A 15,291-nucleotide genomic window follows, 5' to 3' on the forward strand; every position below is an offset into this window, starting at 1 on the left:
AATGTAGTGATTTCCCCGTTACTTAAGTTCCTAAACCCGCCCCTACATTTGGATTGGCTGCTAGGTAATACTAAACTATTGCACCTAATGAACAACGAAACCCGCCCTCTGCTTAAGCATGAACGGGGTATTTTTGATTGAGCTTATCGGTTAGGTTCAAGACTGGGGAAGGGCGGGTTTTGTATTCAATGTAGTGATTTCCCCGTTACTTGAGTCCCTAAACCCGCCCCTACATTTGGATTTGCCTGTCAATTGGATTAACTGACAGGAGTAATCTGACGCTCAAAATCCTCTCGATTGGCAAAACTTTTAAACACGCGATTCATTTTTGTCAGTTCAAAAATCATCTTAACTTGGTCACAAAGCGAGCAGATAAACAGTTGACCGCCAGCCGCCTGAACCGTTTTTAGCGTGGCAACTAAAGCCCCTAAGCCTGTACTATTCATAAACGTGACATCCTGAAAGTCAACCAAGACAATATTCGCACCACTTTCAACAACATCATTGACTTCACGCCGAAGTTGATTGACGCTTACGCCGTCTAAGATACCAGTAGGTTGAACAATTTTAATGGTTGTACTCATTTGCATGACTCCTTTGTTGTGAATAAATTTACTTTGTCATTGGTCATTTAGACAGGGCGGGTTTAGTGACATTAGGGTGGGTAAAAAACGATAGTAGTGAAACCCGCCCCTACAATTCCCCCATCTCCCGATAACTGATCATTGATCACTGATAACTGATTACTGATCACCTAGTTACGGCTAGCTTTGGGTTGCCAGACAGCGGCTCGAATAATTACCCATAACAAAGACAAACTATAAACTGCCCAAAGCCCGTTAATTAGATAAAGTCCAGGATTTTTTAACTCTCCCATTGCTAATCGATACAGACACCATAGTATTCCCAGAATCGTGAAAATAACTATCGTTAACTGCGGCAAAACTAACCGAAGATACATCCCGGATTGACGCTGCTTGGGCGTGACTTGGAATTTAATCGGGCGTCCCGTGAATACACTCCAAACCGCTTGGATAAATAGGGGAAATAACGCGATCGCGTATTGCTCCGAACGCCACAGTTCCCGGGCGGGAATCCCCCAGCTTGCGGCGATAAACGTCAAACGGTTGAGAACAAAGGCGGGAATGAAGTGGATGGCAAATTCATCTCCATAAGCTTGCACCGGAATAATCCCGGTGAAGAAATAAATAATCGGACAGATGAGAAAGACAACCGTAGCAAACCCAGAGAAATAGCTGTACATGGTTTGAAAATAGTGTAACTGTTGCCAAAAGGTTAACCCCGGTTTACTGAAGGGATTTTCTCGCAGGAGAACCTGGAGAGTTCCCTGCGCCCAGCGTAGCTTTTGTTTGAGCGTAGAACTTAAGTCATCGGGGGCTAATCCTGTCGCTAATTCTTCATCGTGATAGGCAGATTTCCACCCTGCTGCATGGAGGCGCATGGCGGTATTCATGTCTTCGGTAATGCTGTTACTGGAGACACCACCTACTAAGTCAAATTCGGCTAACCGTTTTTGATCGACGGCAAATTCATCGGCAAAGTTTTGCAAGCCGACACTAATTAATGCCTCGCGTCTTAACACGGCATTGGTTCCAGTGTAAAACGCCGAATTCATACCATCTTTTGCCTGTTGAATTAGTCCGTAGAATAAGTGGGCTTGATGTCCAAAGGGGTCTCCAGGAGGGATATTATAAAAAGCTTGGGGGGTTTGAACAAAGGCGATTTGATTGCTTTCGTATTTTCCGGTATTGAGGTTGTAGGTGTAAAAGTAGGGCAGAACTCGTTGTAAGAATTGCGGTTTGGGAATGTGATCTGCATCTAGGGTGAGGATAAAATCGCCAGAGGTTTCGCCGGAAAACATCGCGTAGTTAATATTACCTGCTTTGGCATGGTGGGGTTTTCCTTTGGGTTTGGGACGCGCAATGTAGCGACAGCGAACTAAGTTACTGAGTTCTAACTCTTTTTGGTAAATCGCTTTTTCGACGATTCTAATTTCAGACGCTAAATTACTGCTCAAATTGGGGGAGGTGGGATGTAAGACGCGCAGCCAGTTCCGCAGACTTTTGAGATGACTGGTAACGGTATAGGAGGGACAATCTTGCTCAACCTCGGAGAGAGGAGAATAGGATTTAATCATGAGCAAACAATTGCGATTATCTAAGGTATGTGTGTAACTCAAATAATCCGCAACTTGATACATAATATTGACGCCACGCCCCCGTTCTGCGGTTTCCTCGACTGGATTCGGGTTGTTGAGTACATGTCCCTCTAAATCAAAGGCGGTTCCCTGATCCCAAATCCGCATTTCTATGGATTGGGTGAAAATAGAGACTTCCAGCGTAATTGGCATTTCTGGTGGCAAGTTTTTATGGGCGTGGGAAATGGCGTTATCAAATCCTTCCGCGAGTACGGTTTGACATTCTAACCAGACGGAGTTAGGAATTCTGGGTTGGCGTAATTGCTCGAACCAGGATAAAACTTGAGATAAGGCATTAAAGTCGGTAGTGACGGTAAGTTGAAAGGATTCCAAAAATTGCTCGGCTTGGGAAATTTCTAGGGCTAAATTTTTCAGTTGCTGACGGCGATTTTCTAACTCGGATCGCTCGGTATCAAGGCGCTCGGCTTCTTGTTGCAACATTGGCGATTGTAAGTCCTCTAACCCGAGTTTTTCGGTCATGGCTCGCAAATCGGGGGAATTGCCATCATCGAGAACATAAACCGATAGTTTGGTGAGGGGATAATTGAGGGCTAAAGCAGCGCGTGTGGTGTTTTCGACTAATTCCGGGGGTTCATTGTAGCAGGTAATAAACACATCCACGGTGGGAAATTCTGCTGGGGGGAAGGGTGGGCTGAGTTGCCACAATGAGCGGACTTTGTGAACGATGGGTCGCCATAATCCTAGCAGAAACATGACACCACCCACGTAACAGTAAATTTCGGCGAGGAGTAGGGGAATGGATAACCACAGCGCATTGGTATTAATTGAATGAGTAATTCGCCAGTGGAGATACCAAGCGCCAAAAATTAAGTTGATTTCGGCTAAATAGCGAAATAGTAAGGTTCGTTCTTTGAGGCGGGAGCGAATGTTGCCTAAAAAAACAGAGGAGTTTTCTAGAAGTGAAATAGAGGTAGTCATGGTGATTTTAGAAGGCAGTGGTTCGACAGGATCACCAACCGGGCAGGAGGCAGAAGGCAGGAGATAATTAACCCGGAGTTAGGATTAGGTGAACTTGATATCATGACGTTTCAAAATCCTAATGTGGAACGCCAGTAGGTTCCCGCCGTTCCCGTGATTAACTGGGCGGTTTGCTGGACAGTCGTCGGCAATCCTTGACCCGAATCCCCCGCTTCTATGGTTTGCCACCAGGGAGAATTCAGGGCGGTTTGGGGGCGAATCAGGGGTTGCTGATCGGTGGCGGTGTAGAGTAGGGATTGCAGGATGAGACTGTTGGTACTGCCACTCAATCCCTTGGCAGTTTTCCCGGTTTTTTCATAAAATCCCTCATAATAGCCAGATTGGGAATTATAGCGATCGCGGATTGCCTCCCATAGCGGCTGAGTATAGTCATGGTTCGGGAATAGGGCATGAAAGCCAAAGCCAACGGCTGTACTCACGGTGCGATTGTCGGGAACCGAGTTTCCTTGATCATCCAGAGTTGCCCAGGGTTTGCCCTTGCCAATAATTGTGCTATTGACAATATAGGGGGGTTGATCTAGTAGGGTCGTCGCCGCCCCTGTGACGGTACCTGTGCGATGATAGCGTTGGGCTTGGGCTTGCAGGAGGGGTTGCACCAACGCCATCATGGAGGGATCAAAGCCAAATTCTAAGCCGTAGAGGAGAAAGGGATTGCTAACCGTGGAGGAGTCTGGGCTAGCTAAGGGTACGGGAACACCCTCAACCAGGGTTGTCGGATAGGTTCGGCTACTCTGAGACGGGGTAACGTTGAACCCCCAGAGTTGAAATGCCCGCGCCGCATAGTCTACATAACCGAGGCGGGTTTCGGGAGTAACATGGGTTCGCAGTCGTCCATTGTTATCCTGTGTCACCCTGGCACTATAGAGAATCCCATCCCGGATAACTTGAGAATAAGACCAATCCAACACCAGATGATCCACAACATCAGTGTATTCTGGATGACAAGTTTTCAACGTGTACAACGCCGCCAATAGTCGTCCCAAATCCAACGCCGACCAACCCGTCCCCTCAGCCGTAGGATTGGTGCTACCCTTGACACTGGGGTTCCCGCCGTAATCGATGGGGTGTAAGGATTGGGTATCATAGCCTCGATGGGGTAATTGTCCGGCAAATAGGGGCAACTGCTGCAACGCGGCTAACAGATGACGAGTGCGATCGCTAAATTCTTCCGGTGAGATAATATCTAGAGTACGGGCAGCATGGAGGGCGGCTAGATAATCCCCTAATCCCCATAGCGTAGCCCCATTGAGATCCGCGCGATCGTTCACTAAGCCTGTATTCTGTTGATAGGTTGCCTGGAAATACTGCCACGCCTTCTCCCCGTAACGCCGTTGGGTATCGGTTAAGGGTATTGCCAGAGGGGGACAAGTTGAAGACTGGGGTTTTCCGACTGGAGGGAGGGGTTGAATCGCTACCGCAGGCGGGGTGGAGGTGGAATGAGTTCTAGGGGAAACAACGGCTTCCTTTCCCGGTTGTCCGGTGGAAACACTGACGCCATTGCTGCCAATTAAGGGTTGATTGCCTCTGGCTTTATAGTAGAGAATCTCTAAAATTAAGCCATTGGTATTCCCGGTTAAGGCGGTATTCGGTGCTTGAGTTTCCTCATACAATCCCGCATAAAACCCGCCACCATCGGGACTGCGTAAGTCTTTCACCGCCTCAAACAGCGTTTTGGCGTAATCATTATCGGGATAGAGATAGTGCCAACCGAAGGCGGCTTTAGTGCTGATGCTGCGTAACGCTGAGTGAGACTCGTTGCGATCGGTAATTGTTGCCCAGGGAACGCCATTAGCGTAAACGGTATTGTAGAGAAAATAGGGCGCTTGATCAATATTATCCTCTGTCACCGCCGTGAGTTGTCCAGTTTGTTCATAGCGACGTTTCTGAACCTCTAAAACCCTAGCCGCATAATCCGCAATATCTCCCTGGAAGCCAAATTCAATCCCATCTAAAATATAGGACTCACTCACTACATAGTTATTGGCATTGGTGGTTTGGTAATCGCGGGTATCCACAGGAATTTGCACCCCATTAATCTCCACCAACTTAAACGGTTCAAAGGAGACCGCTTTCGCCGCATTAAAGCCCCAAAGTTCGTAGCCTCTCGCCGCATATTCTTCATAACCCAGACGCCCTTCTTGCACCAATAGAGTTTGATTATCCGGTAAAACCGTAGCGCCATAGAGGTGTCCATCGTTAAGCGATCGCTCAATATCCCACGTCTGAAGAATTTTAGACAACCAATCTTCATACTGGGGATGACAAGTCCGAATTACATCAAATGCGGCTAATACGCGACCAATATCCAACGCCGACCACCCAATTCCTCGTTCGATGGGAGTATTGGCATAATCAACAAGTTGTCCAGTTTCGGTATTATACACTTTGTTGGGTAGGCTATCTTCAAATAACCTCAACATTTCCAAACCCGTTAAAAACTGATTCAGGCGATAGTCGAACTCTCCCTGGTCAATTAAATTTAACCAGCGGGCTGAATTCAGTGCCATTAAATAATTTCCCATATCCCAGAGTGTACCGGAGGGATAATCATTGCTGGAGTTGGTGAATCCTGTTTCCGGCTGATAGTTATTGAGAAAATACTGCCAAGCTGTCTGGGCATAAATTTGTTCCTCTGCTGTTAGCGGGGCAGTAATTTCCGCACAGGTAGCAGGTGCGGAGGTTTGCATTTGAGCGAATGCTGTTTGGGGAAACTGAATCAATAGTGAAGGAGAGATTGCTGCGATGAGGAATAAAGCAATTAGTTGTAAGGCGGTTTGGCGAGAAGGTTTTGGCAGCATAAGAATAAATGTTTACGCTAGAACAAGTAACATCATTCGTCATTTGTTAGGGAACAGGGAACAGTAAGAGTTTGAGGCTTGTTTACAAAACTGAGTACGGTGCTGTTTTCTTTTATCCGACTACTTAACTCTATTAATAGTTTGAATCGTCACCTTATCGGTAAAACCCGCCCCTACAAACCTATTCCTTCACCCCTGCCCACTCGATGAGTGGTTCGCCAACTTTTTTGTAGAGAAACAGTTCCAGAATCACACCATTATTATTCGCCGTCAGGGATTTATTCGGTTCATCTAACGACTCATAAAACCCGTTGTACCATCCCTTATCCGCTTTGAGATTATCTTGGACAAACTCAAATAACTTCTTGGTGTAATCCGTATTATAAAGAACGTGCCAACCCAGCGCCGCTTTCGTACTGATAAAGCGCAAATCATCATAATTTTCGCGAGTATCAGTAATCGTTGCCCAGGCTTCCCCATTGGCAAACAAAGTGCCGTAGACAAAATAAGGCGGACGATCCAAATTATCTTCAGTTACCGCCGTTAATTGATTCGTGGCATTGTACCGGGATTCTTGTGCCGCTAAAAGTCGATCCGCATAAGCTTTCGGCAGCGCTTTAAACCCGGTTTCAATTCCATCTAAAATATAGGGTTCGCTGAGGACATAGTTATTCGCTTCCGAGGTTTCATAATCTCGCTTGTCATAAGGAACCCCTTGACCATAAAGATCGACAAACGCCACATTTTCGGCAAAATCCAACGCCTTCTGAACATTCAAATCCCACAACTTCAAACCATAAGCCGCATAATTTTCATAGCCCAATCGCCCTTCCTGATTATATTGCTCTTTGCCATTAACAACGCTAGTGCCATACATCTGATTATTGTTCGTCAACCGCTCAACCTGCCAATGATCCCAAACCGCTTCCGTTTCTGATTTAAACTCTGGATATTTCGCGCCGACAATCTTTAGCCATAACGCCAATCGTCCCAAATCAATGGCTGACCAACCGATTTCCTCTTTCTTGTCCAGTTGACCATAATCAACAGGCATTAATGTTTCAGAATTATAGACTTTATTCGGCAATTCATCGTTATAAAGTGGCATCGTTGCCAGTGTTTTCAACAGGCGACTCATCTTAGTCTTAAATTCAGACTCTGGGATAATCTCCAGTTCTTTAGCACTGACTAATGCCGCAATTGCCGCCCCTTGATCCCACATCGTTACTGAGGCAAATCCATCAGCAGAATTCACCAATCCGGTTTGATCATTCCAGTTCTGTTCAAAATACTTCCAGGCTTGTTCAGCCATTGCCATTTCCGCTGGGCTTAATATACCTGCACCAGGGGGAATCACTGAACGTTCTGCCGCTTTGAGTTCGGCAGATGTGACAGGAGTACCGGGCAATTTTACCGATTCAGCATCAAGTTTCGCCAATTTAGGGTTTTCCTGGGACTTAGGCGTAACGACTTGAGAAACCGAGGCTTCTGGCGATGACATAGACGAGATATTCGGCTGATTTGACAGGCTTTCCAAACTCGCGATCGCGGCGATGGCTGTGGCAATTCCTCCAGCACAAACCAAAAGAGATAATTTTCTTGGCGGTGGCTCAAAATTAATACTCATAATGCTCCTCAAACTATTACAAATTACCAATTAAAAATGACCTAAAAAGAAATCCGCACCTGTCCGCTAAAGGCATCATTGTTATAGTCACTATCCCCCGTCGCTCGATTCTGGACATTGGTATAGCGATAACCAAAATCTGCCTCTACATTGGGCGAAATCTTAGCTGTACAACGGGCTTCATACCCATTAGCATTGTCAAATTCTCCATCTAATCGCTGGCGTCCTAATGTTGCCGCTAACCGACAACTCAGAAACTCAAAGATATCCCCTTCCCAACCAATCTCGGCATTGTAAACTAAGAAATCCGGCGGTGAAAAATAGCCATTTTGTGTCTCTAGATCCTCTTGATAACTCCAGGTAAACAGATTAGCCGCCAGATAAAACTGACCCATTTTCTGCTCTAGCCGACTAAAGGATTGCCACTCTTGATTCCCATCGTTATAAAGCCCCACTCTCAGAAAGGTAAAGAAGCTCGTATCTGGGGCAATCTGCCAGTATAGATTGGGACCAAATCGCCAAGCCGTGATTTGATTATCTAGCGTTTCAGCATTAAACTTATAGGGCGCTTGTTCGACGATAAAGGCGGGAAAAATTCCCGATTCTAACTCTCCTGTCGGACTCACCTTAGCCGCAATAGGCGCTTCCACCCTAGCGCTCAAATTCAGCGCCGTTGGCAAACGGTCAAACCAATCAACCCCTCCAGCAACCTCCACTGTGACTTGATCAATTTTCCCCTCCCAACCGACTTGAATGGGGATATTGGTTACGGAATCAACATCAGGATGCTCGAAGGAATTCAAGCCTGTTTTAAATCGGACGATATTCCCATTCCGTAAACGAAATTGAGCGGTTTCTTCAACAAAGAGATTCCGTTGATCAAAGTTATCATGGTCATAGCGAAAATCAGTCGTTAAACCTTCTAAAACAATCCACTCAGTAGAAGACGAAGCTGAACTGGGTTGGGATGGCAACTCTGGAGATTCCGGCGGTAATCGTAACCCCGGATTGAAGTTTTCTGGTGCAGCTATCAACAGAGGGGATTGATCGGATGGATAGTGCAGTTCAGTCGAGGAAACTTCAGTCAAACAACTATCTGTCTGAGTGGGTATTTCTGGGGATGACGCTAAAGCAAAATTCAACGTTACCTCTGGCGGAGACGGGTAGGGTATTGGTTCTAAAGATGGGGAAATAGCCGACTTATAAATTGGCGGACTATCGTGAGTCCGATGTAACGACAGGTTCTCTTTTATTCCAGACTTAGGAGTAACCGATTTCTCAGCTAGCGTCTTATCCAATTCAACCAAATTATCCGAAAATGGCATAGAATCTACCTGATTAAAAGCAGCTTGACTGATTGCCTGTAACCTACCAACACTCAATATCCAGAACCCGACAGTCCCGATAAAAATCCTTCGGTAATGCCAGCGCATTTTACTTACATTTCGCAGGAATAGCAAAAACTCTAAACCATAATTGAAACCGTTTACGCTCATGACTAACTCCTGAACGATAAACATCTTAGTCAGTCATGGCGGTCATTTACATCCGGGAAAACTATGAATGTTTGATGAAGGGAAGGCAATCTAATCCGTAAATTTACTGAGTGACATAGAAGAAAACAGTTCTAATTGTCTTCCCAAGTTCCCAGGCACACGACGTTTACCCTGAAGGGTGTCGTGTTTTCTCCTTACTAATTCTGATAACGGGTATACTGCTGAGTATATTCCTCAAAACTATTGCGTGTAAGTATTCCACCGGACATGATATGAACCTGTTCTTGTTGGGTTTCGTTCCTCAACCCAACCTACAAAGGTGACTGATGACGAATGACGATCCATAACACATTTTTTTGATTTTGTCAATACAGGAATTCTAGGATAAAGTTTTGGTGACTTCCAAGAAATACCGTAATTCTTCGCTGGTGTCTGGGGTAGTGTCAAGTCCACAATTAACGGAATGACACTGACGTACAGTGGGAAGCCACTGGCACATCAGCATTACTGATAATTAAGCTGATTAATATTTAAACCGATCGCATGAGTCACTCAATTCACTCAAATTCTGCCTTGATTCTTATTGTTGATGATGACCGATTTACGCGGCTCATGCTGCGTCACATCATCGAAAAAGAGGGTAACAGAGTCGAAGAAGTAGAGAATGGAGAACAATGCCTTGCGACTTACGCCCAGCTACAACCGGATATGGTACTGCTTGATGCCATGATGCCAGAGATGGATGGTTTTACCTGTTGCCGCAAACTGCAAGCCTTGATGGGTAGCGATCGCACTCCTATTTTAATGATTACGGGATTGGATGACCAAACCTCGGTGGATCGGGCGTTTGAAGCGGGTGCGGTGGATTATGTGACTAAACCGATTCACGCCCCCGTGTTGCGGCGACGAGTGCGTCGTTTGCTGGAAGCGAGTTGGGCGGAGAAGGCGTTACGCAAAAGCGAGAAGCAATATCGTTCCGTGGTGGAAAATCTCAAAGAAGTGATTTTCCAAATGAATGCTGAACGACAATTAACCTTTCTTAATCCTGCTTGGACAGAGATTACAGGATTTTCTGTACCCGAAAGTATTGGTAAGCGCTTTGTAGACTTTATTCACCCTGATGATCGTCACAATCATGATGCACATTTCCACTATCTACTCCAATCCTATTCAGTTAACGCCTTACAGGTTAATGAAGCTAAATTAGCCGGAGAGGAACTCACCCCTCAAACGCCAGATTGCTGTTACCAAGTTCGCTATTTATCAAAAAATGGGACCGTAGCCTATATTGAAGTATATGCCCGCCTACTCTTAAATGAAAATGGGACTCTCAGAGGAATTTCCGGCACACTCAATGATATCACTGAACGCAAGCAAGCAGAGGAAGAATTACAGCGTCAAAATCAGATATTGCAACAGGAATTAAATCAAGCCGCCGACTACGTGCGATCGCTCTTACCGCGTCCCCTAACTGAATCGGTTGTCACCATTGAACAGCAGTTTGTTCCCTCGTTGCAGTTAGGGGGTGATGCCTTTGATTATTATTGGCTGGATTCGGAACATTTAGTCATGTATCTGTTAGATGTCGCCGGACATGGGGTGAAGTCCGCCCTGTTATCGGTATCAGTGTTGAATATTCTGCGATCGCAGTCTCTAACCAACACCAATTTTTACCAACCCAGCGCGGTTCTCACAGCACTCAATACCATCTTTCAAATGGGTGACACTGGCGATGACTATTTCACCATTTGGTATGGCGTCTACAACCGGACTAATCGCACCTTAGTTTATGCTTGTGCTGGACATCCACCCGCTCTTTTGCTGGCTGATGCTTCAACTCCCATACAACGGTTGGAAGCAAAGAGTATTCCCATTGGTATGCTTCCAGAAGCCGATTTTGATGAAGATTTATGCGAAATTAAACCCGACAGCACACTCTATTTATTTAGTGACGGAGTTTATGAAATTCATCAAGCCAATGGCGAAATTTGGGGGCTTAATGCATTCTCTGAAGTTCTAGAAATTGCCAGTTCATCCGCTAATAACACTCTAACACAAGTTTTTAACCATATCCAATCCCTTGGCTATAAGGGTATCCTTTCTGATGACTTTTCCTTGTTGAAAATTAGATTGTCTTAATTTTTTAGGGGGCTAGAAGTACCTGGATATAAATCCTGAGCGTTTGAAAACAAACACCAAGCAGACACCCTAAATCGTAGCGCATTCCATCCTCAGCCCTCCGTCTTCTGTTTGCTCATCCTGAGTCTGCTCCTGCCTTTAATAAGCTGTGCCAGAACGGAAATGGAGGGACAAGGTGATCAATTAACCACCGCGTCTGAGATTATGTCCCCGCTTAAGTGTGAGTATGAACGGGTCAAAGTGGAATTGATGGATATCAAGTCCAGTTGAAGGCAGGGTAAGTGGGTGGACATAATTAAAGTTAACAGTTGAGATTAGGAAACAGGAAACAGCCAGGGGGTGCAGGCTGTGGCTTGGATTCTAACCCTCAAGCTATAGCCAAAGATGGTACCAAAAAGAAGACAGGCAATAAAGCAAAAGGAGATAATGATTGGATAGGTGGACATGATACAACTCTCAACCCGATACAGATGCCTCCCTTACCTAGCAATGAAGCCGATAGACTCAAAGCACTTGAGCGATATCATATTCTCGATACGTTGCCAGAAAAGGCATTTGATGATTTAACCAAGATGGCGGCGTACATCTGTGACGCTCCCATTGCCTTAATTAGCCTTCTCGATGCCACTCGGCAGTGGTTTAAGTCAAAGGTGGGTATAGATGCTACCCAAACCCCCAAAGAACAGGCGTTCTGCGCTCATGCGATTCTGAACCCGGATCAGGTGTTAATGGTTCCGAATGCCCTAGACGATGAGCGGTTTGCCCAGAACCCTTTAGTTACATCTGAACCCAACATCCGTTTTTATGCCGGGACTCCTCTTGTCACTCCCGATGGTTTTGCGTTGGGTACCCTTTGCGTGATTGACCAAGTGCCGCGCCAGTTGACTCCAGAACAGATAGAAGCGCTAGAAGCCTTGGGGCGTCAAGTGATCGCTCAAATTGAGTTACGGCTGAATGTTGATAAATTAGAACGCCAGATGCAAGCCTTACAGAAGGCTGAAAACAATTACCGCAGTATTTTTGAGAATGCGGTTGAGGGAATCTATCAAACCACACCCGATGGGCATTATATTAGCGCTAATCCTGCCCTCGCCCGGATATATGGCTATAACTCACCCGCCGAGTTAATCGCCTCGGTTACCGATATTGGACAACAGCTTTACGTTGACCCCTCAAAACGGGCTGAGTTTATCAACCGGATGCAGCAACAGGGAGCAGTATCTCACTTTGAAGTTCAAGTCTATCGGCGCGATAGGAGCTTGATCTGGATTATGGAAAATGCCCGGGCGGTTCGCGATCGCAACGGCACATTGCTCTATTATGAAGGCTCCGTTGAAGATATTACTCAGCAAAAGCAAGCTCAAACTGCCCTAGAACAGCAAAATCGGGCGCTCAAAGACGCCAGACAAGTCGCAGAAAAAGCCAATAAAGCCAAAAGCGAATTCCTGGCAATGATGAGCCACGAGATCCGCACCCCGATGAATGGTGTAATCGGCATGACGGGACTACTCCTGGATACCGAACTGACCCCAGATCAGCGTCATTTTGCCGAAACCATCCGCAACAGTGGTGATGCGCTGCTGACAATCATCAACGATATTCTCGACTTCTCCAAAATTGAGTCGGGCAAGTTGGATTTGGAAGAACAGCCCTTTGAACTCCGAGACTGTGTTGAAGACGCGCTGGATTTACTGGCGGCGAAAGCAGCGGCGAAAAAACTAGAGTTAGGCTATCGCTTCGACTCGCACATTCCTGATCAGGTGAGAGGAGATGTGACACGAGTCCGCCAAATTTTGGTGAATTTATTGAGCAATGCGGTTAAATTTACCGAAGCTGGAGAAATAGTGGTTTCGGTAACAGGGCGGAAATTAGAGAATGAGGCAGATTCTCACCCAGACTCCAATCGTTACCACATTCAATTTGCGGTTAACGATACAGGGATTGGTATCGCTCCCCAACGGATGCACCGCTTATTCAAGCCATTCAGTCAAGTGGATTCCTCCACCAGCCGCCAATACGGGGGAACAGGGTTAGGATTAGCGATTTGCAAACAGTTGAGTGCGATGATGGGCGGTACGATGTGGGTGGAAAGTCACGGCACTGTGGCGGGTAATCCTCCTGCGGGTTGGCAACTATCGGCGGAACAGCCGTCTGAGTCAGGTTCAACCTTCTATTTCATGATCACGGTTGAGTCAGTGGCGGGTGCAGTGGCACAGAGGGTTGACTCTCCATCCTGTCTCTCTGGGAAGCGGCTGTTGATTGTGGATGATAACGCCACGAACCGGGACTTTCTAAGCCGACAAGCAGAGGCTTGGTCAATGGTAACCGATACAGCATCCTCAGCAGCAGAGGCGATCGCCTTAATTGAGCAAGAGCCATCCTTTGATTTAGCCATTCTGGATATGCAGATGCCCCAAGTCGATGGTTTGAGTTTAGCCGCTACCCTGCGTCAGCGCCCTGATTGTCAGCAGTTACCGCTGATTATGCTCACCTCCATTGGCATCCCAGAAAAGGAGTTGAATGCTGCCCAGGTTGATTTTGCAGCTTTCTTGAATAAACCGATTAAACAGTCTCAACTGTACAGCGTTTTGGTTCAAACGGTAGGGGGAATGCCAACTAAGATTAAATCCCGCCGTTCTCAGGGGGTTAAACTCGACTCGCAAATGGCATCGCGACTACCCCGGCGCATTTTAGTGGCGGAGGATAATCTGGTGAATCAACTGTTAGCGGTGCGGTTATTACAGCGGATGGGTTATCGAGCCGATGTGGTTAGTGATGGGCTTGAAGCTCTGGAAGCCTTGCATCGTCAACCTTATGATATGGTATTTATGGATGTTCAGATGCCGCACATGGATGGTTTGGAAGCCACACAACGCATCTGCCAAACCTGGAATGCTGCCACCCGTCCTCGAATTATTGCGATGACAGCTAATGCCATGGAAAGCGATCGCCAAGAGTGTTTGAAGGCTGGCATGGATGATTATATCAGCAAGCCGATTCGAGTGGAGGAATTGGTACGAGTCTTGAACCAGTCTGTGCCAAACCAGGAGACGATAGAACCCGCACCAAGGCGTGAAGCGGCGCTTGACCTTGAGGTTCTGCAAGCCTTGCGAGAAACTCTTGGAGAGGGTGCATCAGCATGTTTGGCTCAATTAATTACGGTTTTCTTAACTGAAACTCCAGCATTAATCCAAGGGATGGAGACAGCCATTGTTCAGGGAGATGCAACCGGGCTAGAAGCATCAGCCCATACTCTCAAGTCAAGCAGTGCGTCTCTAGGGGCAATACCGTTTTCGGAATATTGCGAAAAGTTAGAAAGAATGGGAGAAAATGAGCAATTAACCACCGCTTCCGAGGTTGTGTCGCGGCTGAAGCGGGAGTATGAACGGGTCAAAGCGGCATTAATGGAGATTAAGTGCGGTTGAAGGCAATTTGTCGGGGTGGGTTTAGGGACAATTTGTAGGGGCGGGTTTAGGGACTAAAATCGGCTACTCACCAATAAATGAACAACAAAACCCGCCCTCTTCTTGTGCAATAACGCCACCAGCGTACTACAAAAACAATGGGTTCGTAGTTCAAAATTTTGGAAGGGCGGGTTTTGCATGAACTGTAGTGATTTCCCCGTTACTTGAGTTCCTAAACCCGCCCCTACATTTGGATGGGCTGGTATAGCAACCGCCATAGCGGTTAGGACACATCATTTATGTAGGCGAATTTCCAGGATACATTTACTGCCGGGTAAAGAAATTCGTTAATTTGGCTGAATCTTAAACAAGACAACAAAACCCGCCGTCTGCTTAACCGTGCGGCGTGAGTTTTGGATTGAGGTTATTGGTTGGGTTGAAGATTGGGGGAAGGGCGGGTTTTGCATGAAATGTAGTGATTTCCCCGTTACTTGAGTTCCTAAACCCGCCCCTACATTTGGATTGGCTGGTAAGGAATCCTCGTGCGTTGACACCGGGGAGGATCTAAAATAAACAAAAGTAGAGTCAGGAGCCAGTTTACTGGAAGTCG

General features: G+C 46.4%; 9 protein-coding genes. 2 read left to right on the forward strand and 7 right to left on the reverse strand.

Features of this window, described 5'->3' with window-relative positions:
• Positions 1 to 257: 257 nt before the first annotated feature.
• From MC7420_RS18895 to MC7420_RS18915, 5 genes are all read right to left on the reverse strand, one after another.
• Complete coding sequence (locus tag MC7420_RS18895; protein WP_044208260.1) at positions 258 to 584, reverse strand: STAS domain-containing protein; 327 nt, start codon at positions 582 to 584, stop codon at positions 258 to 260.
• A gap of 170 nt (positions 585 to 754) precedes the next feature.
• The gene (locus MC7420_RS42660; protein WP_006102136.1) at positions 755 to 3,157 is read right to left on the reverse strand and encodes a glycosyltransferase family 2 protein; all 2,403 of its coding nucleotides are present in this window, start codon (positions 3,155 to 3,157) and stop codon (positions 755 to 757) included.
• A gap of 110 nt (positions 3,158 to 3,267) precedes the next feature.
• Positions 3,268 to 6,015 (reverse strand): DUF3131 domain-containing protein, encoded by a 2,748-nt coding sequence (locus MC7420_RS18905; RefSeq protein WP_006102341.1) that lies wholly within the window; start codon positions 6,013 to 6,015, stop codon positions 3,268 to 3,270.
• A 181-nt stretch (positions 6,016 to 6,196) separates the two neighbouring features.
• Positions 6,197 to 7,642, reverse strand: coding sequence for a DUF3131 domain-containing protein (locus tag MC7420_RS18910; RefSeq protein ID WP_044208171.1), 1,446 nt, complete (start codon positions 7,640 to 7,642; stop codon positions 6,197 to 6,199).
• A 41-nt stretch (positions 7,643 to 7,683) separates the two neighbouring features.
• Positions 7,684 to 9,138: a hypothetical protein gene (locus MC7420_RS18915; RefSeq protein ID WP_157453225.1), complete on the reverse strand. Its 1,455-nt coding sequence runs from the start codon at positions 9,136 to 9,138 to the stop codon at positions 7,684 to 7,686.
• 573 nt (positions 9,139 to 9,711) lie between these two features.
• On the opposite strand from MC7420_RS18915, the gene MC7420_RS18920 reads away from it, so the two are divergent.
• Both MC7420_RS18920 and MC7420_RS18925 read left to right on the forward strand, forming a co-directional pair.
• Positions 9,712 to 11,277 (forward strand): SpoIIE family protein phosphatase, encoded by a 1,566-nt coding sequence (locus MC7420_RS18920; RefSeq protein WP_232231731.1) that lies wholly within the window; start codon positions 9,712 to 9,714, stop codon positions 11,275 to 11,277.
• Positions 11,278 to 11,585: 308 nt separating this feature from the next.
• On the forward strand, positions 11,586 to 14,702 hold the full coding sequence (locus MC7420_RS18925) for a response regulator (RefSeq protein WP_006102224.1): 3,117 nt from the start codon (positions 11,586 to 11,588) through the stop codon (positions 14,700 to 14,702).
• 53 nt (positions 14,703 to 14,755) lie between these two features.
• Here the strand turns inward: MC7420_RS18925 and MC7420_RS18930 are convergent, their stop codons facing one another.
• Together MC7420_RS18930 and MC7420_RS39975 are read right to left on the reverse strand one after the other, a co-directional pair.
• Positions 14,756 to 14,959, reverse strand: a complete 204-nt coding sequence (locus tag MC7420_RS18930; protein WP_006102234.1) for a hypothetical protein — start codon at positions 14,957 to 14,959, stop codon at positions 14,756 to 14,758.
• Between the two features lie 69 nt (positions 14,960 to 15,028).
• Entirely contained in the window at positions 15,029 to 15,235 is a 207-nt protein-coding gene (locus MC7420_RS39975) for a hypothetical protein (RefSeq protein WP_006102315.1), read from the reverse strand.
• Positions 15,236 to 15,291: the final 56 nt, after the last annotated feature.

This window comes from Coleofasciculus chthonoplastes PCC 7420 (assembly GCF_000155555.1).
GTDB lineage: Bacteria > Cyanobacteriota > Cyanobacteriia > Cyanobacteriales > Coleofasciculaceae > Coleofasciculus > Coleofasciculus chthonoplastes_A.

What these genes read in the sequence shown, in the direction of transcription:
- MC7420_RS18930 (WP_006102234.1), bottom strand. Translation starts at nt 14,959, where the DNA reads ATGGCGGTTGCTATACCAGCCCATCCAAATGTAGGGGCGGGTTTAGGA.
- MC7420_RS18915 (WP_157453225.1), bottom strand. Translation starts at nt 9,138, where the DNA reads ATGAGCGTAAACGGTTTCAATTATGGTTTAGAGTTTTTGCTATTCCTG.
- MC7420_RS42660 (WP_006102136.1), bottom strand. Translation starts at nt 3,157, where the DNA reads ATGACTACCTCTATTTCACTTCTAGAAAACTCCTCTGTTTTTTTAGGC.
- MC7420_RS18910 (WP_044208171.1), bottom strand. Translation starts at nt 7,642, where the DNA reads ATGAGTATTAATTTTGAGCCACCGCCAAGAAAATTATCTCTTTTGGTT.
- MC7420_RS18895 (WP_044208260.1), bottom strand. Translation starts at nt 584, where the DNA reads ATGAGTACAACCATTAAAATTGTTCAACCTACTGGTATCTTAGACGGC.
- MC7420_RS18905 (WP_006102341.1), bottom strand. Translation starts at nt 6,015, where the DNA reads ATGCTGCCAAAACCTTCTCGCCAAACCGCCTTACAACTAATTGCTTTA.